The 23276-nt window shown below is 53.9% G+C and carries 22 protein-coding genes and 3 pseudogenes; 16 read left to right on the top strand and 9 right to left on the bottom strand.

Annotation, left to right across the window (positions count from 1 at the left end; all coding sequences use genetic code 11):
- Positions 1-240: 240 nt before the first annotated feature.
- The 6 genes from BCA33_RS11675 (at position 241) to BCA33_RS11645 (ending at position 3912) form a co-directional block, all read left to right on the top strand.
- Positions 241-438, top strand: coding sequence for a hypothetical protein (locus tag BCA33_RS11675; RefSeq protein ID WP_071266020.1), 198 nt, complete (start codon positions 241-243; stop codon positions 436-438).
- 108 nt (positions 439-546) lie between these two features.
- The gene (locus tag BCA33_RS11670; RefSeq protein WP_071266018.1) at positions 547-843 is read left to right on the top strand and encodes an antibiotic biosynthesis monooxygenase; all 297 of its coding nucleotides are present in this window, start codon (positions 547-549) and stop codon (positions 841-843) included.
- A 137-nt stretch (positions 844-980) separates the two neighbouring features.
- Complete coding sequence (locus tag BCA33_RS11665; protein ID WP_071266016.1) at positions 981-1349, top strand: DUF3703 domain-containing protein; 369 nt, start codon at positions 981-983, stop codon at positions 1347-1349.
- A 548-nt stretch (positions 1350-1897) separates the two neighbouring features.
- The gene (locus BCA33_RS11655; RefSeq protein ID WP_083394728.1) at positions 1898-2581 is read left to right on the top strand and encodes a glutathione S-transferase; all 684 of its coding nucleotides are present in this window, start codon (positions 1898-1900) and stop codon (positions 2579-2581) included.
- 7 nt (positions 2582-2588) lie between these two features.
- A complete protein-coding gene (locus BCA33_RS11650) occupies positions 2589-3584 on the top strand; it encodes a M14 family metallocarboxypeptidase (protein WP_254774351.1) in 996 nt (331 codons plus the stop codon).
- The gene (locus BCA33_RS11645) at positions 3514-3912 is read left to right on the top strand and encodes a hypothetical protein (RefSeq protein ID WP_071266012.1); all 399 of its coding nucleotides are present in this window, start codon (positions 3514-3516) and stop codon (positions 3910-3912) included. The genes BCA33_RS11650 and BCA33_RS11645 overlap by 71 nt, the downstream gene beginning before the upstream one ends.
- 30 nt (positions 3913-3942) lie before the next feature.
- On the opposite strand, the gene BCA33_RS11640 is transcribed toward BCA33_RS11645, so the two are convergent.
- The 3 genes from BCA33_RS11640 to BCA33_RS11630 form a co-directional block, all read right to left on the bottom strand.
- A complete protein-coding gene (locus tag BCA33_RS11640; protein ID WP_254774350.1) occupies positions 3943-4566 on the bottom strand; it encodes a cytochrome P460 family protein in 624 nt (207 codons plus the stop codon).
- 70 nt (positions 4567-4636) lie between these two features.
- On the bottom strand, positions 4637-5281 hold the full coding sequence (locus BCA33_RS11635) for a Crp/Fnr family transcriptional regulator (protein WP_071266010.1): 645 nt from the start codon (positions 5279-5281) through the stop codon (positions 4637-4639).
- Between the two features lie 291 nt (positions 5282-5572).
- The gene (locus tag BCA33_RS11630) at positions 5573-6076 is read right to left on the bottom strand and encodes a shikimate kinase (RefSeq protein ID WP_071266008.1); all 504 of its coding nucleotides are present in this window, start codon (positions 6074-6076) and stop codon (positions 5573-5575) included.
- A gap of 118 nt (positions 6077-6194) precedes the next feature.
- On the opposite strand from BCA33_RS11630, the pseudogene BCA33_RS11625 reads away from it, so the two are divergent.
- Positions 6195-6905, top strand: a pseudogene (locus tag BCA33_RS11625) (lysophospholipid acyltransferase family protein); the annotation flags it as partial.
- A 116-nt stretch (positions 6906-7021) separates the two neighbouring features.
- The gene (locus BCA33_RS22820; RefSeq protein ID WP_368087246.1) at positions 7022-7117 is read left to right on the top strand and encodes a hypothetical protein; all 96 of its coding nucleotides are present in this window, start codon (positions 7022-7024) and stop codon (positions 7115-7117) included.
- Here BCA33_RS22820 and mltF read toward each other — a convergent pair whose 3' ends face one another.
- The 4 genes from mltF to BCA33_RS21815 form a co-directional block, all read right to left on the bottom strand.
- The gene (mltF, locus tag BCA33_RS11620) at positions 7118-8515 is read right to left on the bottom strand and encodes a membrane-bound lytic murein transglycosylase MltF (protein ID WP_071266006.1); all 1398 of its coding nucleotides are present in this window, start codon (positions 8513-8515) and stop codon (positions 7118-7120) included.
- Between the two features lie 117 nt (positions 8516-8632).
- Positions 8633-9799: an AI-2E family transporter gene (locus BCA33_RS11615; RefSeq protein WP_071266004.1), complete on the bottom strand. Its 1167-nt coding sequence runs from the start codon at positions 9797-9799 to the stop codon at positions 8633-8635.
- A gap of 107 nt (positions 9800-9906) precedes the next feature.
- A complete protein-coding gene (locus tag BCA33_RS22815; RefSeq protein ID WP_368087245.1) occupies positions 9907-10362 on the bottom strand; it encodes a ShlB/FhaC/HecB family hemolysin secretion/activation protein in 456 nt (151 codons plus the stop codon).
- Positions 10296-11420: a hypothetical protein gene (locus BCA33_RS21815; protein WP_071266000.1), complete on the bottom strand. Its 1125-nt coding sequence runs from the start codon at positions 11418-11420 to the stop codon at positions 10296-10298. The genes BCA33_RS22815 and BCA33_RS21815 overlap by 67 nt, the downstream gene beginning before the upstream one ends.
- Positions 11421-11561: 141 nt before the next feature.
- Here BCA33_RS21815 and BCA33_RS11600 point away from each other — a divergent pair, with 141 nt between their 5' ends.
- The 6 genes and pseudogenes from BCA33_RS11600 to ahpC all read left to right on the top strand — a co-directional run bounded on the left by BCA33_RS11600 (position 11562) and on the right by ahpC (position 18963).
- On the top strand, positions 11562-12491 hold the full coding sequence (locus tag BCA33_RS11600) for a FecR domain-containing protein (protein ID WP_071265998.1): 930 nt from the start codon (positions 11562-11564) through the stop codon (positions 12489-12491).
- Positions 12492-12496: 5 nt separating this feature from the next.
- Positions 12497-15288 (top strand): annotated as a pseudogene (locus BCA33_RS11595) (EAL domain-containing protein).
- Between the two features lie 119 nt (positions 15289-15407).
- The gene (locus BCA33_RS11585; protein WP_071265992.1) at positions 15408-16418 is read left to right on the top strand and encodes a DctP family TRAP transporter solute-binding subunit; all 1011 of its coding nucleotides are present in this window, start codon (positions 15408-15410) and stop codon (positions 16416-16418) included.
- A gap of 61 nt (positions 16419-16479) precedes the next feature.
- A complete protein-coding gene (locus tag BCA33_RS11580; RefSeq protein ID WP_071265990.1) occupies positions 16480-16974 on the top strand; it encodes a TRAP transporter small permease in 495 nt (164 codons plus the stop codon).
- On the top strand, positions 16964-18268 hold the full coding sequence (locus tag BCA33_RS11575) for a TRAP transporter large permease (RefSeq protein ID WP_071265988.1): 1305 nt from the start codon (positions 16964-16966) through the stop codon (positions 18266-18268). The genes BCA33_RS11580 and BCA33_RS11575 overlap by 11 nt, the downstream gene beginning before the upstream one ends.
- A gap of 131 nt (positions 18269-18399) precedes the next feature.
- Positions 18400-18963, top strand: coding sequence for an alkyl hydroperoxide reductase subunit C (ahpC, locus tag BCA33_RS11570; RefSeq protein ID WP_071265986.1), 564 nt, complete (start codon positions 18400-18402; stop codon positions 18961-18963).
- A 105-nt stretch (positions 18964-19068) separates the two neighbouring features.
- Here ahpC and BCA33_RS11565 read toward each other — a convergent pair whose 3' ends face one another.
- The gene (locus BCA33_RS11565) at positions 19069-19800 is read right to left on the bottom strand and encodes a DUF3581 domain-containing protein (protein WP_071265984.1); all 732 of its coding nucleotides are present in this window, start codon (positions 19798-19800) and stop codon (positions 19069-19071) included.
- Between the two features lie 298 nt (positions 19801-20098).
- Between BCA33_RS11565 and ahpF the strand changes: the two are divergent.
- Positions 20099-21690: pseudogene (gene ahpF / locus BCA33_RS11560) on the top strand (alkyl hydroperoxide reductase subunit F).
- Positions 21691-21813: 123 nt separating this feature from the next.
- A complete protein-coding gene (locus BCA33_RS11555; RefSeq protein ID WP_071265982.1) occupies positions 21814-22461 on the top strand; it encodes a substrate-binding domain-containing protein in 648 nt (215 codons plus the stop codon).
- Positions 22462-22578: 117 nt separating this feature from the next.
- On the opposite strand, the gene BCA33_RS11550 is transcribed toward BCA33_RS11555, so the two are convergent.
- The gene (locus tag BCA33_RS11550; RefSeq protein ID WP_071265980.1) at positions 22579-23247 is read right to left on the bottom strand and encodes a transglutaminase family protein; all 669 of its coding nucleotides are present in this window, start codon (positions 23245-23247) and stop codon (positions 22579-22581) included.
- Between the last annotated feature and the right edge of the window lie 29 nt (positions 23248-23276).

The following is a 23276-nucleotide window of genomic DNA, read 5'->3' as shown; positions in this document are numbered from 1 at the left end:
GAACATGACGGCATCCGTAAGAGTGACCGAGAAGTCGGGATTCGGAGACTACACAGTTCATGAATTTCATAACCGGCTGGTGCGGCTATATCGAATGACGTGCGAGGACTGGGCATTGCATAACAAATTGTTGTAGTGCGTTCCGGGCCTGGCGGCCCTACACCGGACGCCTACTACGCTCCGCTCCGTAGTCGCCGCTAAACAAAAGCGTTAAAAGCTCTGAGTGTCGGAGTAAAAGGTATGAAGGAAGAACACGCCCTGGAGCAGGAAGCTGGCTCTATCCAGAAACTTTTGGAAGGGAAAGTCGTCTCGCGCGTTTTACGTCCGAGGCCCAGTGAAACTTGCATAGAGTTTTCTGACGGCACCCGGCTTTTCATTGAGGGGCCACGAAGTGACTCATTGGGCTTTTCTGTCACGGGCGGCCAATATGAAGAGTAAGCCAGTAGCGATAGGGGCTTCTAACAATCCGCATCAGTACGCGGCCGATGGCCGCCGGACGTCCCTGACGGGCCGCTGTGCTTCGCGTTATGTGTGCAGGAGTTAATCATGATTCGGGTGGTATATCGCTGGAAGGTTGAGGAAGAGAACTTCGCGAACTTTCAAGAAATCTGGAGCCGCACAACGAATAGAATACATGAGACGGTGCCCGGGGCAATGGGAAGCTTCATGCTTCGCAGTGCAGAAGAGAAAACCGAAGTGATGACAGTGGCAAAATGGGATTCAATGGAGAGCTGGAAAGCATTTTGGGGTTCCGAGAACCCATCAGAGATGGTCGAGATGCGAAAAATAGGCGAGCGAATTTCAGCTACGGCCTACGATGAAGTAGACGATTTTACGCGCTGAATAAATAGAGGTTTTATGCCCATGGCCGATCATCCACATAACCAGGCCAGCCACTGCGTCGCCCACTACATTGCGGCTTCGCCTTCATTTCGTGGCCGCGCGTGCTGTTCGCGTTATACCCCTACGAGGAGGTCTTCATGCAACGTACTTTCTCACAGCGGGTAGCATCTTACGTCGAGGCCGAGCTGGCGAATGCAAAGCTGGCAGGGGCAGCCGGTGATACCCAGCAAGAATTTGCTCATCTGGAACGGGCGCATGTGCTTGGGCAGGAATCAACGTATTGGCACGTTAAGGTGCATGTGTTGATGCTGGTGTGGGCTACTCGTAATCGTTCAGTCGGAGAAATGCTGGGTCAGGTTTTTAGGATTGTTGGGGCTGTGACTAAAACCGTATTTGGGTTAGTGCCCCAAGGCAATACGGGTGGCGCAAATGTCAGCCCGTTTAGGAAAATGCCAATTGCGCCTGAGTTGGCTGCTTTGATTCGAAAAGCCAAGTCCGGTGTATAACCATACGCGTCACACGGGTGGCCTTTACGCCGCCCCGCTCTGTCTCGGTTGCTCAAAGTATTAGCCCGGAAATGTCTCTGCGGCTATCCAAGGTTCTTGGGCGTACTCCTGAGAGCTGGTTGGCAATGCAAGACATGCACGATCTAGGGGTGGTTCGTCGGACAGTCAATTTGGATGGTATTCATCCTTTGGACTTCGAAGCAGCTTAACCAGAGGCTGTTGCCGGACGCGCCTACGCTGCGCCGCAGAGCACAGTGTTATGCGAGTCCACAAATTTCGAGGATATAAAATATGAATTTAAGGGTTATCGGCACCATTGGGACATTTCTTTTAGTTTTCTTGGGGCTAATGTATAAAGTTGGCGACTTTAACGTCGGAGAATTCTTTGTTTTTCTGGGCTTGGCGTCTATAGCGGGCTTAATCGCTTGGTTTAAACTTTTTAAGCCAGGTTCTCAACGTGAAGGCAACTAAGTGCACATATTTGGCTATTGAACAGGCATCTATGCTCGTTTTCGCCATTTATTCAGGCTCTGGAGCCACTACGAATAATGCATAACCCAACGCTTTGTGGCCGCATGTACTCCTTCCGTCGTTGTCCATACGCCATGCGCGCTCGGCTCGGGATCTTGTTTGCCGAGATGAAGGTGGAGTTGCGCGAGATAGTGCTGAAAAACAAGCCGGCGCAGATGCTGGCTATCAGCCCCAAAGGCACGGTTCCTGTTCTGGAGTTGGCAGAGGGTGGTAGCTTTAACAGACGCCTTATTGAGGAAAGCCGGGAAATTCTGGAGTGGGCACTGCAGCAGAATGATCCGCAAGGTTTGCTACACGCGGATTTGGTAAGCGCTAGCGCTTTGATTGATCGCAACGATAACGAATTCAAACACTGGCTGGATCGCTATAAATACGCCGATCGCCATCCAGAACTAACCCAACTGGAGTACCGACAACAGGGCGAGGTGTTTTTGCAGGCGTTAGAGCATTTACTTGCCAAGAACAGGTACTTGCTGGGGGATAACATCAGCATTGCTGATATTGGCATCGTGCCTTTTGTACGCCAGTTCGCCCATGTAGATCGGGAGGTGTTTTACAGTCTGCCCTATCCGAATCTGCAGCAATGGCTGAGAGACTGGCTGGCACACCCAGCGTTTCAGCAGGCCATGGTTAAATACCAGACTTGGCAGGAAGGTGATGACATAGTGGTATTTCCAAGCGACAAGCCTAAAGGAGGATAAGCGCGATATGAATACAGCCCCCGAATCCTATCCAATTGGTACACCCGGCACGCCCTGGGGCGATGAGGAGCGCGCCGAGTGGTTGTCGCGGCAGAGCCGCCTGCGCAGCTATGAGATCGAGGTGTTGAGTGTGATCGAACGCCTGCGCTCGCGCTTCGATGTGGAAGAGTATGGCCGCCTGGACTATGGCACTGAGAGTTATCCGCTGATGGCGATCCGGAGCCGCAACTGGCGTGAGGATCTGCCGGTGGTGCTGATAACGGGTGGGGTACATGGTTATGAGACCAGCGGTGTACACGGCGCGCTGCTGTTCGTGGATCAGCATGGAGCGGATTACGCGGGCCGCATCAACTTGCTGGTCGCCCCGTGTGTCAGCCCCTGGGCATATGAGCGCATCCATCGCTGGAACGCGAACGCTGTGGATCCGAACCGCTCGTTCCACCAACACAGTCCCGCTGAGGAGTCGGCGGCACTCATGCGACTGGTGAAGACAATCGGCGATGGTGCGGTATTGCACATGGATCTGCACGAGACCACCGATACCGACGAAACCGAGTTTAGTCCTGCTCTGGCAGCTCGCGACGGCAAGCCATTTGAGCCGGGCGAGATTCCCGACGGCTTCTATCTGGTCGGTGACAGCGAAAGCCCGCAGCCTGACTTTCAGCAGGCGGTGATCAAGGCGGTGGAGCAGGTTACGCATATCGCTCCGGCCGATGCCGCCGGCGAGATCTTCGGTTCACCGGTGGTCGCTCGGGGCGTTATCCAGTACCCGCTCAAGCAACTGGGCCTGTGTGCCAGTATCACCAGCGCCCCTACAAAACCACTACGGAGGTGTATCCCGACAGCCACCGTGCAACCCCCGAGCAATGCAATGTCGCGCAAGCTGTCGCGGTGTGTGCGGCGATCGACTACGCGCTGGCGCTGGAGATGGAATGTCACTACAGGTGATCTCATCAGGCAAACTCACGCAGCGTTGCAAGCTGTCGGATGGCCGGTTAGTTGATATCGAAATTGACGATTCCGGCCTGGAAATAACCGTTACGTCGGTTAATGGCCCGAAACTTGGCTCAGTTGAGCTGAAAAACACCGAGTCTGGCCACTACCACCTGATGTGGATGTACCTTGATCAGGATGGCGGCGCGTTCAAAAGGTGCGGCATAGGGCGCCAGGCACTAAAATTTCATAATGAATCGTTCGGCCGTCGATTTACTGCGGCCCCAAACGATGGGCGACAGCGAGCAGATGGCAGCCACCTCACTGGCGATGCCCGCAGATTCATTCGGAAAATGCGGGATGAAGGCCTTGTCATACCGTCAGAGCCTTACCTGTAGCCTGCGGGTGGCCTGTTATTTTGATCCGCGTTATTTCCCGTAGTTGGCAGAGTCACGAATAGCCGGGTAGCCTTCGATAAAGACCCACTCGGTGTCTTTCGCCGGAACGTGGCAGCCAAAGCAGTTGTTAAAGCCTTCGCCTTTGAAGTTCTTCGTTGTGGTCGTTTCGGGGCTTTCTGTTGTGAACAGTGCCCAGCCCCAGCCTTCACCCCAGGCCGCATTTTCGGGGAACCGGTTCTGGCGGTCGCGCACCATAACAAACCAGACACCCGCCTCGCCCGCCCATTGGGCAAAGCCTGTGGTTTTCTGGCCCTCACGAATACTGCTTATTTCTTTGACCAGCGTGGCTCCGTCGGGCCATTGCCCGGTTTCCCGAAAGCCTTCTACGGCTGAGGGTTCCGCGTATACGTCGTGCACACCGGGGCCACTGGCCTGATCGTCTTCGCGCACAAACCAGCTGCCTATGTGGACCCATTTGTCACGAAATTCGGGGGGGCGACTGATAGTGCCTTTGGCATCAACATAGGGCGAGAACTCGCCACTTTTTGCAGCAGCCATGGAGTCCTGCATCTCATCCGAAGCCGCCGAAACCCAAGGTGTGGTGCCTGCAAGTAAAGCGGTAAGGGTGATGGTTAGTGTTGTTTTGAATCGCATGGGAATAGCCTCTTGTGGGGTTAACCAAAGCACAGCGTATTCCACCATGGGTTGTTCGTCTGTCAGCTTTCTAACAGTTCGGCAAGAGGCTTTGTGAGAAAGCATTCAGTGCCTTGAGGTCGATAACGCAAATATGCCCACGGGTATAATCCAGAAGCCCCTCGCGACGCAGCTCGTTGAGTTCGGAGCTAACGACCGGTCGGCTGGCACCGACCAGCTCTGCGAGCTCTAGCTGGGTCAGGGGCACATCGACCTCGTGACCATGAACGCAGTGTCCGCCAGCCGTGCCAACCAAATCATGCAAAGCTACCGCAATGCGCCCACGCACGCCCAGTGTCATCAACGCATACAGCCGCCGCTCAGTGATTTCCTGGCGATGGGCCAGCATCTCGATAACGCGAGCCATTAGCTCATGATCATTGATCAGCTGCGCCCTGAAAGCCTTCGCAGTGTGGCGTTGCACGCAAGTGGGCCCTTTCGCGGTGACCGTTTGTGTTGCGCGGGCTGTTTTGCCCAGGCCAGGCCCCAGTATTTCCCCGGCCCCCAGAACCGCCGAAATGCTTGCAGCACCGGTGGTATTCACGTGCTCCAGTTTGAGGTGCCCTGAATCAATTACGTATATGTGGTTTTCGGTTTGGCCTTGCTGGTAAAGCACATCACCTGGCGCCAGGCTCAGGCTACAAAAGGGTGGCGTCAGATCAGGCAGGCTTTCCATAGCCGTGTTTAATGACCTAAAACATCTTTTGGGGATTTCTTGGACGCCTTTTGGGCCTTCTTCTCTTTTGCGGTTAAAAGAGGCTTCTTTTTGATGTCTTTTTTACTGTCTTTTCCTTTACTCATGGCAATACCCTCTTAGCCCGAAAGCCAACATGCGCCAGCCTGCATGGCTGTGCCTGCCTATTGGCTTGTGGCAACGTCATTATGGCCCTGTGGGAGGGCAATAGATAGAAGAGGTATATATTTGCTGATGTGGTGCTAAAAAAGAGGGCGAGTGCGGCGTAGGCTCTTAGTAAGCCTCCCTCTGAATTTCCTCACATACCTGGTCTTGAGTTTTGTGCTCGCCGTTAACAATTAGATCGGCGTAGCGGGCGTACAGCGTGCGACGTTCAGCAAACAGTTCTTCCAGTGTTTGGTCTGGGCGCTTGGAAATGCCCCTTAGGCTGAAATCACCAATGCGCTGGCGTACGGTTGCCAGCGAAATATCCAAAAACACGATCGCACTGTTGCGCTTGAGATGCTGCATCGCACGTTCGCTGTACACTGCGCTCCCGCCGGTCGCGATTACATGGCCTGCCACCTCCAGATTGCACAGCACCTGTTCCTCAACGCGGCGCAAAGCCTCGTAGCCTTCATTATCGATAATGTTCTGTAAGCTGTGGCCGGCGTGTGCCTGGATCAACAAATCCGTATCTACGAAAGCCAGCGCGCTGGCCTTGGCTAAGACAACGCCTACGGTGCTTTTGCCTGAGCCGGGCATACCTATCAACACAATATTGTTCAACGGCGGCATAGAAAACCTCAGACTGTCGCGATTTGATAATGGAAGTGTCTACTAATTCATAGTCTCACCTACACTGTGGGCCGAAATTGTGTCAGGCTCTCTGGTCAATTTTTGCAGGCAAGGAAGTATGGCCAAATCGTCTAAAAACAACAAATCGCAGCTTTGGCACCCGCGATTATGGCCTTCGTGGGCGATTGTATTCTTATTATATCTGCTGTCTTTATTGCCCATGGCGACCAAACAGCGCCTGGGTGCGCGGCTGGGTCGGTTTTTGAGTGGCAAGCTCAAGACCCGTGCGCGAGTGGCTGATCGCAACCTCGAAATCTGTTTTCCTGAACTTGATGAACAGGCCCGCAAGGAACTTGTGGAGGACAACTTCGTTGCATGCAGTCGTGGCTTTTTGGAAAGCGCCCATTCCTGGTGGCGTGATGTATCGCCGTATTGCGAAACGGCCGAGGTGCAGGGGTTAGAGCATCTCAGAGAAGCCCAAAGCAGGGGCAAGGGCGTGCTGTTGATTGGCGGCCATTACAGTATTTTTGACTTTGCATTGCCGCTTGTTGCCTGTCATCTGAAAAAACCTGGGTATGTATACCGGCCCAACAACAATCCCGTTATTGATCGTATGATCGAAAACGGCCGCCGCCGTCACTTTGGTATCCGGCCGTTTACCAAGCGTGAATTGCGGCCAATGGTGTCCTTTTTAAAGAAAGGTGGCGAAGTCTGGTTTGCTTGCGATCAGGATTTTGGCAGAAAAACAGAATTATTCGTGCCATTTTTTGGCGTGGAGGCGGGTTGCATTACCTCTCCAAGCTATATTGCAAAGGTGTCCGGCGCTTCGGTTATTTGCGTTAGCCACCTGCGGATGCCCGATGGTGGCTATCGCGTAGTGTTCTCGCCGATACAGGACGCTTTGGGGCCGATAAGTATAAAGATACCGAGGTTTGGAACCAGTACATTGAGGACACTGTTCGCGAACAGCCTGATCAGTATTTATGGCTGCATAAGCGCTTTAAATCCCGCCCCGAAGGAGCGGGTAAGATTTATAAATGATTACTCAAACGCTGCGCTGATAACATCCCGATAGTTACGGATGCGTTGCACATAATGCACTGGCTCATACCCGCGAGCGTAGCCGTAACGCGTGCTCGGGTAATAGCGTTTGTCGGCCTTCAGCGGTAACACTTCTTTCATGTCTTCCCAGGAATCCGGGTTCTTGCCCAGCTCCCGTGCTAGCTGGCGTGCGTCCAGAAGGTGGCCGCGGCCAATGTTGTAGCTGGCCAGCGCCAGGAACGTTCGATCTGGCTCCGGAATGGTATCCGGCAACCTGCGGTGGCGGTCTGCCAGATAGCGAGCACCCCCATCGATAGCCGCTGTGGGATCGAGACGATCCATCACGCCCAAAGATTCTGCTGTATTCCGTGTCAGCATCATGATGCCGCGAACACCCGTGGGCGACACCGCGGAGGGATCCCAGTGGGACTCTTGATAGGCCAGAGCGGCTAACAGGTCGGCGGGCATGCCCGTTGTTGTTTCAGCCTCGGTAAACCTATTGATGAACCCCGGAAGGCGTTTATCAATGCGGCGGTTGAGTGCTCTAAGATCAACGAAGTCGAACTCGCCAATGTAAGCGTAATAGCGGCTCTCTACGTAGCCTATGGCATCGTTGCCTTCGGTGCTGTTCATCCATTGCCGAGCCGTTCCGGCCAGGTCGTCAGAGCCTGCAGGTAGGTACCAGCCCAGGTTGTTGCCTTGGGTCAGGTTCATGGCCACTTCCAGATTGGGGAAGTGGCGGCGCATTACCTGAACAATGTTGGAGTCGGCCACAGTGCAGTTGATGTCCTGTTTGGCCACATCTGAAAGCAGTACTTCCGTTGTTTTACTGTCGTCTTCAGCAAACGTTATGCCTTCATGCTTGCTGGCGAGCGTGTTCAGTGTTTCTGCGTAGCTGGAATCGGCGGTTACCGTAATATCGATGGTGGATATATTTTCTGGTAGCCGGGGCATTGGGCGCATCTCACGATGGCATACCAATTGTTCGGTGATTTCAGTGTGGGCCGGGCCGCGGGTGAACTGTTTGGTGCGCGAGGGCAGGTGGGTCAACCCGGCGGCCGCCATGTGGGTGTTGCCAGACTTAAGCGCGTTGAGGACCGCCGAAGTTGAATCGTACATGGTCCAATTAACCGTCCAGCCCTGGCTGGCGGCAAATTGTGATATCAGGCTGTATTCCGGCCCGATCGGGTTTTGGTGGCGGTCGAGATAGTAAGTGGTGGATCCGTTGCGTGTGGCTACCTCCAGCACACCGGTCTCTTCCGGGGGAAGCAACTGTTCTGCTGGCTTGGTATTGGCAGTGGAGTCTGAGTTGCCCTGACTGCAGCCAGAAATAACAGCAAGCGTAAGGGGAATCAGAGCCTGCTTAAATGCAGGCAGCGTAGGTAGCTTATGAGTCATTAAAGACCTCTATTTGTGTTTTACGGTTTTGTAAGTTCTTCTACGTATCTCCTAAGACAACGTATCACAATTGGCGTGGGACAGTTGAGGTGCGGCTGGATGCTTGGAAATGCTATTTTACTTGCCCAGTAATTCGCCCACAGGGCGAAGGTTTACCACGTGGTCACACAGGGATTTGAAGATCATTAATATCGGGGTGGCGATGATCAGGCCCACCGGGCCCCAAAGCCAACCCCAGAATAGAAGCCCGATAAAAATCGCTACGGGGTTGAGGCTGGAAACCTGGCTGGTTAACCAGGGCGTTAGCAGGTACCCCTGAATGCTGGTAATTGCCAGTGATGTGACCGCCACAATGATGGCTGTGTTCGTCTCACCAAACTGAATAAATGCTGCAACCCCGGTGCCAATAAACACCAGAAACGGCCCCAGATAAGGCACGGCGCTGGCGACTCCCGCGATCACGCCCCAGAACATGGCTTCCTCCAGCCCGAGCGCCATGAACGCCAGCCAGGTTAATATGCCCACAAACAGAGCGCCAAGCAGCATCACGAATAAAAAGCGTTGAACCTGGTGATGAAACTCGGTCATGATTCGCGCGGCTTTGCGCATTCGCCCGAATGAGGGGCCAGAGATTTTCACGACCTTGCGCCTGTATAACGGCCCGACTGCCAGTATGAAGTACACCAGCAACAACACCGAAAAACACTGGGAGATAAGCACTAATGCCGCAGGCGAGCTTTTGAGAACAAAATCCTGAATGTCCGTTGGCTTATCTACAACCAGAACAGGCGTCACGCCTCGCTGCGTTGATTTTTTGTCATCTCCGTCCTGCCCTGTTGACTCTTCGATTTTCTCTGCAGCGGCTTGCGCTTTTTCCAAGAGGCTCTGCTCATTACTGGCCGTGCTGGCTTCATTGCGCTGAAACTCGCTGATAGCCACAGGAACTTTATCCAGTATGGCCATAGCTTCACGCTGCAGAGGAATACTTGCGCCAGCGACCGCGCCGAGCAGTAGAATCAGTATGATGGCGGCGCTCAATGGCCGGGGAATCTTGATGTGATCAAGCGTTGAAACCAGGGGAGCAAGGGCGTAGCTGATGAGCACGGCGACTATCAACGGAAGCAGCACGGCCTGGGCCCAGTCGATAAAAAGCAGGGTGGCGATGCTGGCGAGAATAATCAGCGACATGCTGCGAATACTCACGGCTTCGATCAGTGCCGTCTTGGGCACAACGCCATCGTCTACTTCGATATTTCGAGATTCATTGTGCCCGTTGTTTTCCATGGTTGTTGCGATTCTCTGTCGGCCTCACATCCGACTCAGTGTAGACTGCTCAAGCCGCGAAGGGGAAAAACAACAAATACGTAATGCGCCAGCAACGTGAAGCGCGGTCAGAAATAAGCGGTCAGCCGTCCTGTCAGCCGCGGGGTTTTATCTCTGTATTCGGATTCTGCTGTCAGCGGTTTACCTAACTCAATATACGCCGAAATTGCACGAGTAAGCATTCTTAGCCCAAATCCGGATGCGGCGGCAGAGGCGCTTTCACTGGTTTCATTCTCGTGGATGCTGGCAATTCCGTAATAAACGTACGGCACCCAACGTGTACCAGATAACCAACGATCACTACTGAACCCACGGCGCAGCTCGAGCTTTGAGCCGATACCGGAATCGCCGCTAAACTCACCGGGTTCGTAAGCCTGAGCAAAGCGACTTCCGCCTACAGAAAAGCGCTGGGAGTATGGCAGGTTGTCGCCAGAGTATTGGCCTGAAATATCCAGTTTCAGGGAAAAATCAGCCGGCAGTCCGTGCCAGAGCGTGTAATGGGCGTCGACCGTTTGAAACGCCAGGTCGATGGCATCGTTTGCGCGGGTTCCATTGCGCTGAGCACCCAGGCATCGAAGCCTGTACGACCTGAAAGACCAAATCGGGAGGTGCTGTCTTTGCCCTTTATGTACGCCAAAGCACCCGCGCTGGCCATCCGCAAACGTTCGTCAATTTCTGTTTCGTCGCCTCGCTCCCGAGTATAGTCGCGCAGGGTAACGCTGCCATCAACAGCCAGAGTGAAGGTGCCCGAATCGATCAGGTCGTGGCGCCATTTAAGCCGCGACCAAAGGCGCCGGTAAACCTTGCTTGGGCTGGCCCCTTCATCCTGAGGTACGGCCCTGGCCGAGCTGATATCTGCATAAAAGGTGTCACGATCGGAAGCGGAAAGAGAGAGGCCTGTGCCAACATTGCGGTAACCCGCCGACTCAATGGTGTGTATACCGGATACGTAAATTTCCCGAATGCCTGCCCCTGGGCCGTATACGCTTACACTGCCGCCGACCATATGCTGGCCCAGCCGCTGGCTACCTTCGGCACTGTATGTGAGCTCTCCCCGAACCTGTGGGGCGATAGTGAAAGTTACCCGATGCTTACCAGGTGCAGTTTCATCAATACGTGTTTGAAGCCCCACGCCCACAGCCAGCTCAAGGGCGCGGGAAAAGCGCTCAATGTCTGTTTTTGAAACCGGTGACCGTTCCCGAAGAGGCCCCATCCGCTCGCGTAAAGCAGCTCTTTTTCTGGAAACTCCCCCGGTCACCTGGATGTCGTCAATTTGAGGTTCCTCAACATGTACAACAAGGATGTCTTCGTTGTCGGAGCTTGGTTTAACGTTAACGGCCGGTGAGAGATAGCCCTGGCTGACGTAGTAGTCTTTTGTTCGTGTGCGCAGCCGGGCTTGCTCTTTTTTATCCGGAGCTTTCCCAAGGCTATCGGCATACAGTGGGAGCAGTTGCTCTGCGCCAAAAGTAGAAACACCTTCGAAAATGACAGCACCTATTGCCCGCTGCGGAGCTGCTGAGCAAATGGCGGGAAGGCTGAGTGCCAGTAATAAGATGAAACAATTCGTTACGTTTAAATGCACAGTGTCAGTAACCTTGAGTTTAACATAGGCTGAGGTTAGCGCTTTCGTACATTGGACGTTGTAAAAAATTGTTTTTAAAAAGCAAAATACAGGAAAAGGCTTTCCGAAATAGTGCGACGAATGAAGAACTGAGGATAAAACATGCACTTTTTTTTCGGCTTCCCTCACAGCAATGCCTGTCGGTTTTTGCTCGGCGTCTTAGCTCTTTTGCTCGCATCTGTCTCGATGGCTGCAGAGCAGGTTCGCGTTCAGGATGTATCCGGAACGGTGCAGTTTCGTTCCAGCACAGATGAGGCTTGGAAAAAGGCCGAGGCAGGGATGTCTGTGGATGTTCCCGTTGAGTTTCAGACGTTGGCAGACGGTCGTGGATTGTTCGTGCAGGCGGGCTCTGAGTTTGAGCTTAAAGGTAGCTCTCATATTTTGTTGCAGGCAAACCCTTCAGAGCCTGATGGCCTGGTTACCAAGATCAAACAGTGGGTTGGTACGGTTTTTTATCGCATTGAGCGGCAACCGGATCAGTTCAGCGTGGAAACGCCGTTTTTGGTCTCGACAGTAAAAGGCACTCGTTTTGTTATTGTATCCACCGAGTCCTCCTCCATGGTGACCCTCACCGAAGGCTCCCTTGAGGTGCTCGATATTGCCAGCGGCAATACCCAGATGCTTGAGCCTGGCGATGTTGCCGGTATAGGTGCGGAGCAGGCGGGTATAAAAACCTTCAGGCAGGCACCACAAAAACCGACCACCCGGGCGAACTCAGAGAACAGCAGTTTTCAGCCGGTTATGGGCGACACGCAAAACAGCTTTGAAAGCGCCTTGAGTTCAATGGCTGAGGTTGCTGCCGAGGAGGCACTCACCGCGGAGGGAGGTTCAGATGCCAACCAGGATGCAGGTGGCGCAGATGATGGCGGTGCAGGCCCAGAGGGTAACGATGGAGCAGGAGATGATGGCTCCGGCGGTGGTCATGGAAATGGCAACGGCAACGGGCATGATGACCATGGTCAAGGGCACGGGAACGGACACGATGGTCATGACCATGATGATGATGACGACGATGATGATGACGATGATTGACGAGTATGTCGGCTGATACAGATCGTCGCTTCAGATCAAGCTCGGCCAGCAAGGTTGTCGTTTCCGCCTTGCTGGCCTTTGTCGTTTTCGTATTCCTGCTTTGGCCTGGCATGTTGGAGCGCCCGGAAATGGGGCTTCGCGACCGGGTTGTTGCGCAATTCGTAGAAGAGCAGCCGAGTAATCTGCTGATTCTCGAGATCGATTCTGCAAGTATTGAAGCAATAGGCCAGTGGCCGTGGCCCCGAAGTGTATATGCGAGCGCGATCAATGCGCTTAGCCAGGCTGATATCCGCTCCTTGATGGTTGATGTGGATTTCAGTGCTGCCTCAAGCCTTGGAGGGGACACCGAGCTTGAGGACGCTATCCGTTCGGTTGCTGGTAAAGTACCCACATTCTTGCCGGTTTTCGTTCAGCGTCGTAGTCAGACAGATTCAGACATGATGATCCGGCGTCCTTTGCCGGGGTTGGCAGGCAGTGCTGAGCTGGTCTCCGTTAATATGTATCCGGCGAGTGATGGCTTGGTACGTTCTCTTTCTGTTGGTTTTCGTTGGCAGGACAATTTCTACCGGGGTGCCTGGAATGCGTTGGCTGAGCAGGCCGACACCGGCACCTGGATTGACTACACCATTTCCCCGGAATCCTTTCGCTACGTCAGCTTTATCGATCTTCTTGAAGGAAGAGTGCCTGCGCGCATCTTGCGTGGCCGGGACGTTATTATCGGCTCGACTGCCATTGAGTTAGGCGATAATTTAGCCACCCCCATTTACCATGTGCTTCCCGGGGCAGTTATCCAGGCTCTGGGTGCTCAAACTCAACGTAATGGTGGACTGTACGCCCTGGCCCCTGTGCCAGGGTTTATCATTCTCGCGCTTTTTTGGCTTGGTACCGCTCTGGTTTTTAGTCGTTGTCGTTGGCACCGTGGCCTGCAGGTTTTGGGGCTGATTATTGTTGTCTGGATTGGTGTGTTTTCCTTGGCTCACCTCCATGCCCACCTCATTCTTGATGTTTTTAAACCGCTTTTTCTGAGTGCGCTGGTGTATGTGGCAATCAACCTTGCCCGGCTCGACAGTGCAACGCTAGATCGACTGTTGCTGCAACTCAGTCTCCGAGATAACGAAGCGCTACTTGATCGTATTGTGGCGACCACTAACGACTACATTCTGTGCGTGGATCGGAATGGCGTGATAACCAAAGCTAATCTCGCAATACAAACGCTTTGCGACAGACCTGAAAGCGACATGGAGAACTCTCTGCTGAGCGACTGCCTGCCAGACTCCAAACACGGTTTGATGGCGTTGCCGAGCTCGCCGTTTGATACTCATGTTGTTACCCGGTCAGGCCGGCACATTCCGGTGCAGGCTACGGTTAGCCGAGTGGCCACGTCTGGCGATGCTATTTTCACCGTTGTTCTTCGCGACTTGAGCGAGCGCGTCGCGCGGGAGCGAGAACTGGAGTACCGCGCCACCTACGACAGCCTGACTGGCTTGCTCAATCGGTCCGCATTTTTTGACCGGGTTAACGAAACCCTGGAACGCCACCAGTTTGGCTGCCTGGTTTGTCTTGATATTGACTACTTTCGGGAAGTAAACGACACATATGGCCATGTTGCGGGCGACCAGTTGCTTAAAGCCGTAGCACAGCGTGCTGAGGTGTATGTGGGCAACCTTGGCCACTGTGCACGCCTTGGCGGTGATGGGTTCGCGCTGTGGTTGCCTGGGCTGCGGTTTGAAGCGGGCGGCAGTCAGTTCTGTGAACGGCTATTGGAAGATATAGAAAGCCCGCTTACTCTGGCGATTACCGGAGACATCCCACTACAGATTTCTGCAACCGCTGGTGCGGCGGAGTATGGCCGTTACGAGAACGCTACCAATCAAACATACCAAAGTAGCCCGGCTATTCACGCAGAATTGCTGCTACGCCAAGCTACCGATGCCATGCGGCTGGGTAAAGGGGAAGGGGTTGCGGTTCGATGCTATCGCGAGATCGACAGCCAGGCTGCTATGCGCAGGCTTGAATTGGTGCCAGCCATACGCACTCATATCAATAACGATGCCTTCCATCTGGTGTATCAGCCCAAACTGGATCTCAGCACCCTGACGCCCATCGGTTGCGAGGCTCTGCTTCGCTGGCCGCAAAATGCCGGAGAAATTGTACCGGTTACCCAGCTAATTGAAGTTGCGGAAAACTCCCGGCAAATCGTACCGTTAACGCGCTGGGTGGTTGAGACTATTCTCGCACAAGAGGCAGAGTGGGAGAAAAAAAGGTGGCCACGACACATGGCGCTGAACCTTTCGGCGCGCCTCTTTCAAGACCGCAACTTCATTGCTGGCCTAAAAGACCTGCTGAATTCAAGCAGTGGTTATTTCGCCATAGAATGTGAAATAACGGAAACAGCCTTGCTGGGCAACGAAGGTCGTGCCTGGCGCTTGTTAGCGAATTAGTGGATAGCGGTGCAACGCTGGCCATAGACGATTTCGGCACTGGCTATTCTTCATTGGCTTATCTGCAGAGCCTGCGTGCATCGGTACTTAAGATCGACCGGTCATTTGTGTCGCATATTCAGGATTCGCCCGGCAATCAGGTGATTGTCCGCTCGACCATTAACATGGCCCATGAACTGGGCATGACGGTTGTGGCAGAAGGCGTGGAGACGCTGGAAGATGAGCTGTTTTTGAGGGCTCACGGCTGTGATCTGGCTCAGGGTTATCTTTACGCTCGCCCGCTTGCACTGCCGGATTTTGGTCGCTGGCTGGCATCCCGCGAAAGCGCGGCAACCCAAGGGCTAAAATCTATCTGACCTGCCACTGTTGTTTTGTTTTGCGTCGCGACAACACCCGCTCCTATAATCCTCAATTGCTATGGCGTGTCCGGTGCCCCGCCGTGGTCTCTCCCTTTCCAATAAAAAAGGAAAATAACATGCTCAAATCCCGCTCATTGATCGCTGCCGCTTTGGCCACTGTTGTGCTTAGCTCTGCGGCCCACGCTCAATACAAAGATGAATACACGGTGTCGACCGTACTGCCGTCGGCGTTCCCCTGGGGTCAGGCTGCCGACAAATGGGTAGAGTTGGTAAAAGAGCGCTCGGAAGGGCGTATTAACATGAAGATTTACAGCAATTCCCAGCTGGTTTCCGGGGATCAGACCAAAGAGTTTTCCGCCATGCGTTCAGGGCTGATTGATATGGCTGTGGGCTCTACCATCAATTGGTCACCCCAGGTTCCAGAGCTGAACCTGTTCTCCCTGCCATTCCTCATGCCTGATAACGCAGCCATCGATGCAATTACCCAAGGTGAGGCCGGAAAGGCGGTGTTCAAAGCGATTGAAAAGCGAGGCGTAACACCGTTGGCCTGGGGTGAGAATGGCTTCCGTGAGTTGTCTAACTCCAAACTCGCAATCAGCGAACCCGCGGACCTGGAAGGCCTGAAAATTCGGGTTGTAGGTTCGCCTCTGTTCCAGGATACATTCAGCGAGCTGGGTGCCAATCCTACGCAGATGAGTTGGGCAGACGCCAAGCCAGCATTGACCACAGGGGCGGTTGATGGCCAGGAAAACCCGCTTTCAGTTTTCGATGTGGCACGTATTGATCAGGTTGGGCAGGAGCACCTCACATTGTGGCATTACATGGCCGATCCGCTGGTGTTTGCTGTAAGCAACCGTGTTTGGGGCCAGTTTAACGCCGAAGACCAAGCGCTTTTGAAGCAGGCGGCGGTGGATGCCGGTAAATGGGAGATCGAAAAATCCCGTGCCGAGCTTGAAGACACGCTGCAGGCCATCAAGGAGCGTGGTGTAACCGTCACCGAGTTGACCCAGGAGCAGCACGATGCGTTTGTGAAGGCTACCCGCTCTGTTTACAAGAAGTGGACACCACGCATTGGTGAAGATCTGGTGAAGCAGGCTCAGTCTGCCGTTGCTAACCGCAAACAGTAACACCCTGCTGCATGTGCACCCGTCGGTTCCGGCGGGTGCTGTTGCCTGAACCGGAGTATTCATGTCCTCCCGACCCCCGAAATTTCGGCCGGAAGCCTGGCTGGCATCACTGGCCCTGATTGCGATTTGCGTGATCAGTCTGGGCAATGTGATTGTCCGCTATACCACCGACGCCTCATTTGCGTTCACTGAAGAGTTTTCGGTTTTTCTGCTGGTGATCGTCACGTTCGCCGGTGCGGCTGTGGCCGCTCGCGATAACCAGCACATTCGGATTGAGCTGATTGAGCATTACTTGCCGGCACCTGCTTTGAAGGGGGTGTTTGTTCTGCAATGGCTGGTGGGTGTGGCGGTTATGGGCGTGACTACTTGGTATGGCAGTACGTTTGCGCTGCAAGAGTACAACTGGGAGTCGCTCTCGCCGGGGCTGGGGTTACCCAACTGGATTTATGTGATGTGGCTGCCGGTGATGTCGGCCGCGATTATTATCCGGATGACCCAAAACCTTATCGATCGCCTGCGCGGTAAGAAAGACGAGGAGGTCATCCATGAGTCCTGACCTGTTGATGATCGGGAGCTTTCTGCTGGCGTTGCTGTTGGGTGTTCCTGTGGCTATTGCCCTGGGGTTTGGCGGTCTGGTGGGCATTCTCGTGGGGTTGTCGCCGGACATGCTAGCCACCTTTGGCACCAATACCTACAACAGTGTGGCGAAGTATCCACTGATTGCGATACCACTGTTCATTCTCACCGGTCTTATTTTTGAACGAGCTGGGGTTGCGGCCAGTTTGGTGCGGTTTGCCCAAGCCATTATCGGGCCAAGGCATGGCAGCCTAACGGTTGTAGCCGTTCTGGTGTGCTTGATTATGGGCGGAATGAGCGGCTCAGGGCCTGCGGACGCAGCTGCAGTGGCCATGGTTATGCTGCCCAGTATGCGTAAGGCCGGTTATCCACAGCCATTTTCGGCGGCGTTGATTGCGGCATCGTCCTCTACCGCCATCCTGATCCCACCTTCTATCGCGCTGATTCTTTATTCCATTGTGGTGCCAGGTGTGGATTTGCGGGCGTTGTTTGCGGCAGGTTTATTCCCAGGCATTCTCGCCGGTTTGTCTTTACTGGTACCGGCGCTGTACTTGGCTCGCAAGTATGGCTGGGAGAACCCCGAAACGTCGGAGCGCCCGCCATTTTGGCCCAGTTTCAAGGCGGCACTGCCGGCACTGTTTGCCCCGGTTATTATTCTGGGCGGCCTGCGCTCTGGCTTGTTCACCCCTACCGAAGCGGCAGTCGTTGCGGTGGCCTACGGTGTCATTGTGGGGTGTTTGGTATACCGAAATCTGAGTTTGCGCAGCCTGTTTGATCTGATGACAGATGCGGCAGTAACCTCCGGCGTGGTTATGCTGATCATTGCTCTGGCCGGTATTTTTGCCTGGGCGGGCACGACACTGGGTACGTTCCAGCATCTGGCAGATGCGCTGCTGTCACTGTCGGACAACAGCTGGGTGTTGTTGGGCCTGGTGATGGTGTTGGTGCTAATTGCCGGCATGTTGCTGGATGCAGTGTCGATTTATCTAATTCTCATCCCCATCGTATTGCCACTGATGAACCATTTTGGCTGGAACCCTGTGTGGTTTGGCATTCTGCTGGCCATGAACATTGCCATTGGCCAGTTTACGCCGCCGGTGGCGGTTAACCTGATGGTTACAACACGTATTGCTAATATTCGCCTGGAACATACCATAGGCTGGGCCCTGATCTTCATTGCCGCAATGAGTGTAAGCCTGCTTCTGGTGATGCTGATACCCGGGATTGCTCTCTGGCTTCCGGAACAACTTGGCTATGTTGTAGGGCCTTGGTAATCAAGGAAATACGCTAATAGATAAAGCCTATAGCTATCTTGGAGATAATCAATTTTACCAAAGCTGGCTTATTGGTTAATCTATCGGTGTAGATTCATTAACACGCAAACGTACCAACAGGAGTCTTCTCAATGGGCGTGATCAACAGCGAAATTAAACCGTTTAACGCAACTGCCTTTAAACATGGCGAGTTTGTAGAAATCTCCGAAGCTGATGTGAAAGGCAAGTGGTCGATCTTTTTCTTCTACCCTGCAGACTTCACCTTCGTATGCCCAACCGAGCTGGGCGATGTAGCAGACCATTACGAAGAACTGCAAAAGATGGGCGTTGAAGTATTCTCCGTGTCTACCGACACGCACTTCACCCACAAAGCATGGCACGACAGCTCCGAGACCATTGGTAAGATCAACTACTTCATGGTTGGCGACCAGAACGGCAGCATTACCAATAACTTTGGCGTAATGCGTGAAGGCCAAGGCCTGGCAGACCGCGCTACTTTCCTGATCGATCCGGATGGCATCATCCAGGCGACGGAAATTACGGCAGAGGGTATTGGCCGCGATGCGAGTGAACTGATGCGTAAAGTGAAAGCCGCTCAGTATGTGCGCAAACACCCTGGCGAAGTTTGCCCGGCCAAGTGGAAGGAAGGCGAAGCTACGCTGTCTCCTTCACTGGATCTGGTTGGCAAGATCTAAGTTTCCCTTTAATCGGGAACTACGCAGGACAGGCTCTTTAGGGCCTGTTACTAACAAAAACCCCGGGCTACCGGGGTTTTTGTATGTGCGGCTTACGAATCTGGCTCAAGACTCTACCGTGTCAACGCCGTATTGGGATCCGCGCGCCTTCAGGCGATAGAACTCTTCAATGACGCTTGCCATGGCATCCGGGCAATAGGGTCGTAATCCGCCTAAAAGCAGGCGTTTGGAAACTTCACCTACGGGTTTGCCATCAGACACTAGACGGTAATCAAGGGTAACATTGCCACGCTTGCCGTTGGCTTCCAGGTCGGCATTGTGCAATTCCAGCTCCGGTGAGGCCGCATCCAGGCGATCCAGGGTGAGGCTCATGCTCTCGTACATCACCATGGGGCGATCCGGGTTGAACATCACACCCTTCGATTCCATCAGCGGCTTCAGAGTGTGGGGGAAGTTTTTGCCAGAGGCGGCCACGTAGCAGCGAATAAACTCTTCAACAACACGTTCGTCATGGGTTACTTCGCCACTGCGAGTTACTTCTATATACACCTTGCCGTTCCGATCGCACACTTCGATGGTTTCTTCGCCGCTTTCCCTGAACTCCAAAGGCACGCTGTCGCCAAGCAGGGCGCGAAACTGGAAGGTCATATGCCGGGAAAGGCCAAAGTGTGAAACCAACACGGCAAAGAGCAGATCTCCGGGAACGCAGAACCGGCGCGCATCGGGGTCGTGGATCGGATTGAAATCTCCGGCGACTTCCTTGGCGAACTGGCTGGCCTGGGATGCGGAAATATGTACGCGTCCGTCCTGGATTGTGTGAAAACGGTCTGGAAACATGTGCTGCTTGTCCTGAGTGCAAAGGGTGACGTCACAACGTCCTTTAACATGGTACCGGGGTCTGGCGTGTAAGGGTATGCGCTATTTGCCCATTCGCCAAACCAGAAACGTGTCCAAAGGCGTCTTATTGTTCTTTTTAGGATTTTGTTAATAGCATTCAGCTATCAATCGGTTTGGATCAATTAATTTGAGCATTTTATTGCCAGTCCGTATCGTTTGGGTATATCCGAACCAAAGATCACTTTGAACACAGAGATTCAAGCGATCAGTTTAAAGAATTCAAAAGGAGAATCCTTATATGTTGGATGCCAATATTAAGCAGCAACTGAAAGCTTACATGGAAAAACTGCAACAGCCGATTGAGTTGGTGGCAGCCTATGACGACAGTGACAAATCACAGGAGCTGCGGGAACTTCTGGAAGAAATCGAGCCTATGTCTGAGAAGATCAGCCTGCGCACGGAAGAGTCAAACGATGTGCGCCGCCCGTCTTTTTCCATAAACCGGGTGGGTAGCGATATGGGTGTTCGCTTTGCGGGCATTCCCATGGGGCATGAGTTTACCTCGTTGGTTCTGGCGTTGTTGCAGGTGGGTGGCCACCCCTCCAAGGCGTCACAGGACGTGATTGAACAAATCCAGCAGTTGGATGGCGACTTTGAGTTTGAAACCTACTTTTCACTCTCGTGTCAGAACTGCCCTGATGTGGTTCAGGCGCTAAACCTGATGAGCGTTCTGAACCCGGGTGTCCGCCACACGGCTATAGACGGCGCCCTGTTCCAGGATGAGGTAGAAAAGCGCGAAATTATGTCTGTGCCGAGTGTTTACCTGAACGGTGAGCGTGGGGCCAGGGACGTATGACCCTGGAAGAGATTGTGTCCAGGCTGGATACCAAATCTGACGAGAAAGAAGCCGAGAAGATTAACCAGAAAGACGCCTTTGAGGTGCTGGTGATTGGCGGCGGCCCGGCTGGCGCAGCAGCGGCTATTTACGCAGCGCGTAAAGGTATTTCCACGGGCATTGCCGCCGAGCGCTTTGGTGGTCAGGTAGTGGATACCATGGGAATCGAGAACCTGATCTCTGTGCCTTACACCGAAGGCCCGAAGCTGGTTACTGCCATGGAGCAGCACGTTAAAGAGTACGACGTGGATATCATGAACATGCAGATGGCCGAGAAGCTGATTCCGGCCACCAAGCGTGGAATGCCTCACGAGATTCGCCTGGCGAATGGTGCGTCACTTAAGGCCCGCACAGTTGTGCTGTCTACCGGCGCTCGCTGGCGCCCGCTGGGTGTGCCGGGCGAGGTGGAATACCGAAACAAAGGCGTGGCTTACTGCCCGCACTGCGACGGCCCACTGTTCAAAGGCAAGCATGTTGCGGTAATTGGTGGCGGCAACTCCGGCGTAGAGGCGGCTATCGATCTGGCCAACATTGTGGGCCATGTGACACTGATTGAGTTTGGCGCTGAAATGCGGGCCGACGATGTGCTGCAGAAAAAGCTGCGTAGCCTGAACAATGTGGACATTATTACGTCTGGGCAGACCACCGAGGTGGTTGGTGAGAGCGGCAGGGTGAGTGGCCTGAAGTACACGGACCGCAACACCGGTGAAAACCACCACGTGACTCTGGAAGGTGTGTTCGTGCAGATTGGTCTGGTGCCCAACACCGAATGGCTGAAAGGCGATATCGAGCTGAGCCAGCAAGGTGAAATCATCATCAACGACCGTAACGAAACCTCAATTCCGGGAGTTTTCGCTGCCGGAGACGTTACCACGGTGCCTTATAAGCAGATTGTTATCTCTATGGGAGAGGGTTCCAAGGCTGCCTTGAGCGCCTTCGATTTTCTCATCCGTAATTCGGTTGATGAGAGCGAGAGCGAGAACGAAGCCGCATAACACCCTCTCTAAATGGCGCGCTCATTCGAATCCGCAGCTTGCGCGCGCTTCTGTTGCTCGGTAGTTTAGCCGTAACAATAAATACAATAGCGCAGCCGAGCTGTTCAGAGGGTGAGTTTTTACATGCTGTATCGCCCAGCCTTGATGCTTATTTTTCTCCTGCTTTTCACCATGAGTCGCCTGGTTCAGGCCAGCGCGGCCACCGGCCGCACGTTAACAGCCATTCTTGAACAGAAATCACAACGCCTGGGCTTGATCGAGCTGGGGCAGCCGTTACCGCTCTTTGCGCTCTCGGGAACCCTGGATTCCTCTGCCGCCAAGGGCCGGCAACAGGGACTTATGGAGACTGTTGATGCCAATCGGACCCGGCTCTTGCAGTTGGTGGACGCACAGTGGGATCGCCAGTTGGCGAAAGACAAGTCGCTGGTGTTGCTGAAGCGCTATCCGCAGGTTGCGGCAATCTGGAGTGCCAGTGATGGCATGGCACTGGGGGCTATCGAAGCGGCGAAGCTGGCGGGACGACGGCCCGGCAAAGATGTTTTAGTGGGTGGTGTTGATTGGGAACCGAGGCACTTGAATCGATCCGCAGCGGTGAACTGGCGGTTAGTCTGGGGCGTCATTTTATGGGCGGCGGGCTGGCGCTCCTTTTGCTGCACGATTATCACTATGGATTCGATTTCTCAGATGACAAATCGCCACCGGTGCTCGGCTACCAGCTCAAGCCTGCCAGTCTCGACAACGTCGATACAGTTGAGCAAGTCATGGACCTGAGCACTGGCAAAACGTGGATTTTCGTCGTTTCAGCCGCCGATCCGATTCCGGGAAACCCGAGCGCCGGCAAAGCGCTGATGAACTGCTGGATGAATTCACCCGTGCGCTCACTGAAGCTTACCCGAGGTCCTCTTCCAGGCTACCGGTCAGTGTTGCTGCAGATTCCTCTCCTGATTCCGTGAATAGGTGAGGGTAGGCGTTCCGTATACCGGAAATGATGAATGCATGCGGCACATCGTCAAATACGCCATGGTCGTTCACGTATTCCATATGCGCGTCTCCGGAATCGGTGTATTCCTGGAAAATGGAATCGTTGATGCCGTCAAACGCCAGAGGCTCCACCTTCATGAGCTCGCACAGCTGTTTGTTGAAAGCGGGGGTAGCCTTTACCCAGCGACCGTTGAGGTAGAGCTCGATAAACCCATGCATCCGGAAAATATCCGACTGAAGCCATTCGATCAGCTTTGGGCTGGATAGGTGGTTGCGTACATCGGCGAGACCGAGGCGGCTGGGAATGCCGAGATATCGAGCCGCCGCACCCAGAAGGACGGCTTTGGGGATGCAATAGGTTTCTCCGCTGCCAAGAGCGTAGCTTGCGCTGAAGGTTTCCGGATTGGTGCTGAAGACGTAAGGGTTGTAAGCGATGTCGTCTCGCACCGCCAGGTACAGGGCCTTGATTTGCTCCACCGGATCACGGACCACACCTTCGAGCTGCTTGTCGATCCAGGCTTTGAGCTCGGGCTTGTCGTAGTCGAAGAACTTAGTGGGCTGGAGACAGTGTTCCATAGTCAGGCATCCGGTTCAGGGCATCAGGC

It is taken from the genome of Marinobacter sp. AC-23 (assembly GCF_001858325.1).
Classification (GTDB): domain Bacteria; phylum Pseudomonadota; class Gammaproteobacteria; order Pseudomonadales; family Oleiphilaceae; genus Marinobacter.
The sequence above is the reverse complement of the archived record's forward strand: the minus strand, read 5'-3'. Positions and strand labels throughout refer to the sequence as shown.